Annotated in this window: 7 protein-coding genes; 3 read left to right on the top strand and 4 right to left on the bottom strand. The window is 42.6% G+C overall.

Annotation, left to right across the window (positions count from 1 at the left end; genetic code table 11):
• Nucleotides 1-404: 404 nt before the first annotated feature.
• A complete protein-coding gene (locus NCWK1_RS28705; protein ID WP_096575645.1) occupies nucleotides 405-1,142 on the bottom strand; it encodes a 2-phosphosulfolactate phosphatase family protein in 738 nt (245 codons plus the stop codon).
• Between the two features lie 139 nt (nucleotides 1,143-1,281).
• On the bottom strand, nucleotides 1,282-1,938 hold the full coding sequence (locus tag NCWK1_RS28700) for a Uma2 family endonuclease (RefSeq protein ID WP_103127027.1): 657 nt from the start codon (nucleotides 1,936-1,938) through the stop codon (nucleotides 1,282-1,284).
• Between the two features lie 200 nt (nucleotides 1,939-2,138).
• Here NCWK1_RS28700 and NCWK1_RS28695 point away from each other — a divergent pair, with 200 nt between their 5' ends.
• The 3 genes from NCWK1_RS28695 (at nucleotide 2,139) to psb35 (ending at nucleotide 3,878) form a co-directional block, all read left to right on the top strand.
• The gene (locus NCWK1_RS28695; RefSeq protein WP_096575649.1) at nucleotides 2,139-2,558 is read left to right on the top strand and encodes a BlaI/MecI/CopY family transcriptional regulator; all 420 of its coding nucleotides are present in this window, start codon (nucleotides 2,139-2,141) and stop codon (nucleotides 2,556-2,558) included.
• The gene (locus tag NCWK1_RS28690; protein WP_103127026.1) at nucleotides 2,558-3,403 is read left to right on the top strand and encodes a M56 family metallopeptidase; all 846 of its coding nucleotides are present in this window, start codon (nucleotides 2,558-2,560) and stop codon (nucleotides 3,401-3,403) included. The genes NCWK1_RS28695 and NCWK1_RS28690 overlap by 1 nt, the downstream gene beginning before the upstream one ends.
• A gap of 247 nt (nucleotides 3,404-3,650) precedes the next feature.
• Entirely contained in the window at nucleotides 3,651-3,878 is a 228-nt protein-coding gene (gene psb35 / locus NCWK1_RS28685; RefSeq protein ID WP_096575653.1) for a photosystem II assembly protein Psb35, read from the top strand.
• A gap of 176 nt (nucleotides 3,879-4,054) precedes the next feature.
• Here the strand turns inward: psb35 and NCWK1_RS28680 are convergent, their stop codons facing one another.
• Both NCWK1_RS28680 and NCWK1_RS28675 read right to left on the bottom strand, forming a co-directional pair.
• Nucleotides 4,055-4,477 (bottom strand): tellurite resistance TerB family protein, encoded by a 423-nt coding sequence (locus tag NCWK1_RS28680; protein ID WP_096575655.1) that lies wholly within the window; start codon nucleotides 4,475-4,477, stop codon nucleotides 4,055-4,057.
• 57 nt (nucleotides 4,478-4,534) lie between these two features.
• The gene (locus NCWK1_RS28675) at nucleotides 4,535-5,884 is read right to left on the bottom strand and encodes a 16S rRNA (cytosine(967)-C(5))-methyltransferase (protein ID WP_103127025.1); all 1,350 of its coding nucleotides are present in this window, start codon (nucleotides 5,882-5,884) and stop codon (nucleotides 4,535-4,537) included.
• Nucleotides 5,885-6,027 lie beyond the last annotated feature (143 nt).

The following is a 6,027-nucleotide window of genomic DNA, read 5'->3' as shown; positions in this document are numbered from 1 at the left end:
TACCAGTTAGTCGCGCAAAGTGCTGTAAATAAATAAATAAGCACAAAACTAAGGATTAATTGAGAAAAAGTCCTTTTCACTGAATCTGTTCTGGCTGAGACTATCTGTGGCGGCTGTTTTCTTTTAGTCGTGAATTTATGTATGAAAAAGGTTAGTTAATTTTATTTTATAGTTAAGTAGTTTTATATTAAAATAAATGATTAAAAATATCCCCGGTATGAATACCGGGGATATTTTTAATCATTCATGAATGCAAATAAAACAAGCGTTGCGTAAAGATTAAGCTTCCAGATAAACCAACAAAGCTAAATTTGGTGCATTAAACTGTGAGAAATTGCAAAAAAGCCAAGACAACAAGAAAAAACTTGAGAATGTTTGGATGATGTATAAGTTATGAGTAATGCTTAATTTTGGCTTTTTAAAACTCCTATTTCTTGTTGTATTGGCAAAACATCTAAAATATCAGTCTGGGAACAATATTTCAGGTCTTCATAGCATTCCAGGCGTAATAATCGTTTGCCGTGACTAGCATGATGAAATAATCCCAATAAATTATCTTGCCACTGAGTGTAAAGTGCGATCGCACCAATTAATTCATCATTACCCGCTAGTTCATCGGGTGAAACCTGAGATTTTTCGCCGATACTATGAGCGATCGCACCAGCACAAACTGTGTCTTCTAAGGCAAAACTCCCTTCCCAACCAGAACCAACAATCCAGACTGTTTCTGGCTGTTTTGCTAAAAGATATTTTACTATTGCGCCTCGGTTGATCAAGGCTGCTGCTAGTACAGCCGGAGAGTTTTGTATGCGTTGTAAAGCACGAGTACCATTAGTAGTACTAATAAACAGGCGACGACCATGCACTAGCTCTGGTGTACAGTCTAGGGGAGAGTTACCGAGTTCAAAGCCAGTAACTTTGGCTCCGCCACGTTCTCCGGCTCTTAAACGTTTTTCTGCTGGCCATTGTTCGCTAACTTCTATGAGATTGTCTAAATCGCTGAAGACTTGTACTGCTTCGCCTCCAGCCGCTAAGACTGTGGCGATTGTGCTAGTGGCTCGCAAGACATCGACTGCGATCGCGCAGTCTGGAATTTCATCTTTAGGAGTTAATTCCGGAGTGTGGTATACGAATAACTTCACGCGCTGGATACACCTGTTCTAAATATTATTGTCGAGATACATTCTAATTTGTGTTAATAGCCATAATGACAATTTAAGCAATAGGAATTTCTAGAGGTTATGGCAAGATGTTGATCAATGAGGGCAAAAAACCTTAACTTTAACTGTTACTTAACTGTTGTTTAAGATGGCGTATGGCGGCGCTGGTGTTGCGTTGATAGGCAATTTGCACACATTGGGAGATGGCGCTGTGCAAATCAAATTCTGGAAAATAGCGACTCTGGGTTTGCAGTTGGTAATTGCTTCCCTGCAATTGGTAATTGCTTCCCTGCAATTGGTAAATCAATAACTGCTGTTTTTTGAATAGCCAGATTTCAGGAACGCTATATGGAAGATAATCTTGCACATCGGAATAACTAGTGACATCAATTTCAATTACCAAATCAGGCGGGGGATCTTGTCCCCAGTCAATCCGCTTTTTACCGGAAACAGCTTGCCAATTATCAATGTAAAAACAATAGTCAGGCTCAATACCGCTTTCTTCTGGTAAAGTCATAGTCACAGGGGTAAACGCATCATATTCCCTGTCATCGCGATCTAACAAAGCCTTCACAATATCTGCTACTAAATTGGCATCTCGTCCATGTACAGGCAAAGGTGACATTAGTAATACTTCTCCATCACGATATTTAATGCGGGGAATTGAGCCATCTCCCCGTTGTTCACAGAGGCGCTGATACTCTTGCCAAGTAGCAGGTAGGCGCACCACAGAACCAGCAGGTAATTGAACTTTGTCACTGGAAACGAGGGCATACATAATTGCAGATCCTTTGAGTGGTAGTTAAGGACGATGATTATGAAGAATTGCGATGGTATTTGTAGAGGTGCGATCGCTTGATTGATTTAATGGAATCAGAGATGTAAAGAGCAAGCGATTATAATAACTCTACCTTGGTTTCTCAAGAGGGGAATTTTGCGTTAAATCTACCACTCTCAACTCTAGGATCTAAAATCGACATGGCACCTTTACCCGATTACCGCCCAAAACAACTGTCTGTAGGCCCTTTAGAGGCAGAAATTTTAAATATTGTCTGGGAACTTGGTTCCGCAACAGTTAAAGATGTACACGATCGCATTTTGGCTGATCCTAACCGAGAATTAGCTTATACTTCTGTCACTACAGTGCTGCGTCGCCTCACAGACAAAGGTTGGCTGGCTTGCGATAAACAAGGACGAGCCTTTTATTGGCGACCATTGCTAAGTAAGCAACAAGCTCAAGTCATTAAAGCTCATGATCAATTACAACGATTTTTAGCAGTGGGTAATCCTGATGTGATCGCTGCTTTTGCCGATAGTCTGGATGAAACTGCGAGTCAGCAAATAGAAGCGATCGCCAAGCGCATTCAAGCTGCACGTCAAGCCAGGGAGGAACAATAATGCACTTAGTCATGATTCTGACTGCTGTGACAGTCTCTTGGATATTGAGATGCTCTTGGGTGAATACTCCAGGTAATTGGAATGTGCGGTGGCGGAAAGCTCTATTTATCTTTCTGTTTCCGCCTTTGTTGCTATTCATGACAGCGATTTCTGTGCTGTTTATGGGGCCTCAAGGTAAAATGGGTGGAGCCTATACAGGCTGGTTGAGCTATGACTTAGCATTTATCGCCCTAGGTTATTTTGCCTTTTTAGGCATTAAACTAACTTTACAAGGTTGGCAGTCTGTAGAATCTGCCCGCAATTCTCCCTTAGTCAATCTTGATGGTAAATTAGTCAGACTACTGAACACACCAGCATTGTTCGCTGGTCAAATTGGTTTTTGGCAACCAGAATTAGTAGTTAGTCAAGGATTGCTACAAACTCTTTCACCTGCTCATGTAGAAAGTGTCTTAGCTCATGAGCAAGGGCATCATTATTACAGGGATACATTTTGGTTTTTCTGGCTGGGTTGGGTGCGTTCTTGTACTGCTTACTTACCTCATACTGATGAATTATGGCAAGAATTACTGGTGTTGAGAGAACTCCGTGCAGATAGTTACGCTGTATCTCAAGTAGATCCATTACTGTTAGCAGAATCACTTGTGTTGGTTGTGAGCCAAACTTCTGTCTTACCAGAATCTGAGGTTTGCTGTGCAGCGTTGGGTAGTAGCGTAGGCGATCGCCTCGAACAAAGAATCGATGCTTTACTCGCACCACCAGAACCTGCGCTAAATATGAACTGGCAATCTTCTTCAGGATTCCTCCTAGCATTTTTACCATTATTAACTGTCTTATTTCATACCTAAGCATGAGGTTTCTGCACTTATAGCCAAGATGTCTGCAATAGTTCCCCTGAAGATTTTTGCTGGAAGTGTAGGTGCAGATAAAAATTATTTTTTTATAGATAAGTTTTGTGGAGACCTTGATATATCAAGGTCTCCATTACTTTGTGTCTACTGAAAGATCAATTATTTCCAACTTGGGGAGGATGTAAGTGATACTCTAGTTTTATAGTGTCTTAAGTAGTGTTGCGTAAAAAAGGAACATATACTCATGCTTATATTAATGCAAGCAGCAGATTCAGTCGCTACAGGCGGAGGTAATTTTCCCTTTGCTTTTACATTGGTGTATGTAGTTGGCTTTATTGCCGCTGTCACCATTGGTTCTATTGCTTGGTACAATTCCAAACGCCCAGTTGGTTGGGAAAGTAAAGATCGTCCCGACTTTGTACCCAAAGTAGACAAAGAAGAAACTCCGGGTGTAGGTGAACCAAAGGCATAATAAGTCAATAGTCAACAGTCAACGGTCAATGGTGAGTTAGTGCTGTTGTCGGGTTTCCCGACAAGTGTGCGTAGCGTTAGCGACGCAGGAGCGTCACCCAAAGGGTCAAAGTTTTAGAATTGGGAATCGAGACTTTTGACCTTTGACTATGGACTCTTGACTATGGACTTACAGTGTTAATTTTGAACTTCGACCCAACGCCGATAAAGCTTTTGAATTTGTTTAAGCAACGCATTATGAACTGGTTGTTGGGCTGATTCTTGTTCGGCTAAATCCTGAAGTTGTGTTAAAAGTCTGGCTTCTTCGGTGGCGACTTCTCCATCGCTATAAATTAAGCCACTAATAGCTTCAATGAGACTTTCGCAATCTTCCAGGCTAGGGCGATCGCCTAAATATTCTTTCACCCAGGCATAACATTCTTTTGGTTGCACGGGTACTAATTCGTACAACCAAGGCTTGATTTCTGGATCGGTAGCCAAACCTTTTGCTTGTGCAATTTCGCGGAGATACTGTCGTTCCTCTGGCTGAATTATCCCATCAATCCAAGCGGCTCCAATCAAGATTTTAACTAAGTTCTTTACATTAGAATCAGTAACCATTGCTGCCTCCTGTGGTAGATTGGGGCTTCAATCAAATCGTACAATCCCTGGTAGTGATCACCCGGAATCATTAGTTTTTCTTAAGCGCACCATAAAAAAGCCGTCCATATCCCAACGGTGAGGCCAAACTTTCAGCCAGCCTTGAGGTGTGGAATAAACAGAGTAGGGTGAACCAACTGCGGGAGGCTCAATTTGCCATTCAGGATTCTCCGCCAAAAATCCCGAAATTACCGCTTCATTTTCTGCTAGATGCAGTGTACAGGTGGCATAAACAAGTACACCACCATTTTTGACAAAATTTGATGTATGTGACAGTAATTGCTTTTGCAGCAGTGAAAGTTCTTGAATAGATTCTGGTGTTTGTCGCCAACGTGCATCGGCGTGACGATGTAAGGTTCCCAAACCAGAACATGGTGCATCTAACAACACGCGATCGCCAATATTGTAAAATTGCGGCAAGTTGCGACTGTCGCCAGTGCAAATTTCAATGGAATGCAAATTTAGCCGCCGCGCATTTTCTTGGAGTTTTCGCAGTCGGGAAGCCGTGCGATCGCACGCCCAAACTTTACCTTGATCCTGCATCAATTCTGCGATGTGAGTTGTTTTCCCTCCAGGGGCTGCACAGGTATCAATCACCACCTCACCCAGTTGGGGGTCGAGTAAATGACTTACCAGTTGGGCGCTTGCATCTTGGACAACCCACCAACCTTCAGCAAATCCTGGTAGATTTTGTATTCCTCCGGGACTGCTAGTTAACCGTAAGGCTTGGGTTAAATGGGGAATTCTGTTAGCTAAAATTCCCGCCGATGCTAGGGCTGTTTCTACTTGTTCTAGATTAGTGCGTAGTGGGTTGATGCGGAGGTCAATGGTTGGTGTTTGGTTCATCCATTCACAGAGTTTTTCTGTTTCCGCCAAACCAATTTGGTCTAACCAAACTTGAATTATCCAGTCGGGGAAACTATGCAAAATCCCCAAACGTTCTACAGGGTTCTCTGGTAATTTCAGAGGTTCAGGAGATTTTTCGGTCAGGCGGAGGTACTGGCGTAACAAACCATTGACAAAACCAGTGAGTCCAGAAAAACCATTTTCCTTAGCGAGTTCCACAGTTGTATTTACAGCTGCTGAAGGGGGAATGCGTTCTTGGTAGCGCAGTTGGTAAAAACCGAGATGCAGGATGGTACGCAGTTCTGGTGGTTGTTGGTGAGATTTTTTCGTGGCGAGTTGGTCAATGAGTGCATCAAGAGTGCGTAATCTGCGGACACTGCCATAAACTAATTCTGTTGCTAGACGGCGATCGCTATCTGGCAATTTAAATTTTCGCAACACTCTATCTAGGGCAACATCAGCATAAGCCCCTTTGTGAACATCTCGTAAGGCAATAAAAGCTATTTGGCGGGGGTTAGTCATAAGTTTCCATCTACCCCCTTTGACTTGGCAGGGCTGTATTATTCTATCAGCAAAGAAGTTTATTCCAGTCCACTTGAGTGGACTTTAGCTATGAGCCTGGAACTTTAGTTCTAGCCTACATTCCGCAGGTCTATCAGGTCAAA

It is taken from the genome of Nostoc cycadae WK-1 (assembly GCF_002897135.1).
GTDB lineage: Bacteria > Cyanobacteriota > Cyanobacteriia > Cyanobacteriales > Nostocaceae > Nostoc_B.
Note: the sequence above shows the minus strand (reverse complement) of the source record. Positions and strands in the feature narration are given on the sequence as shown.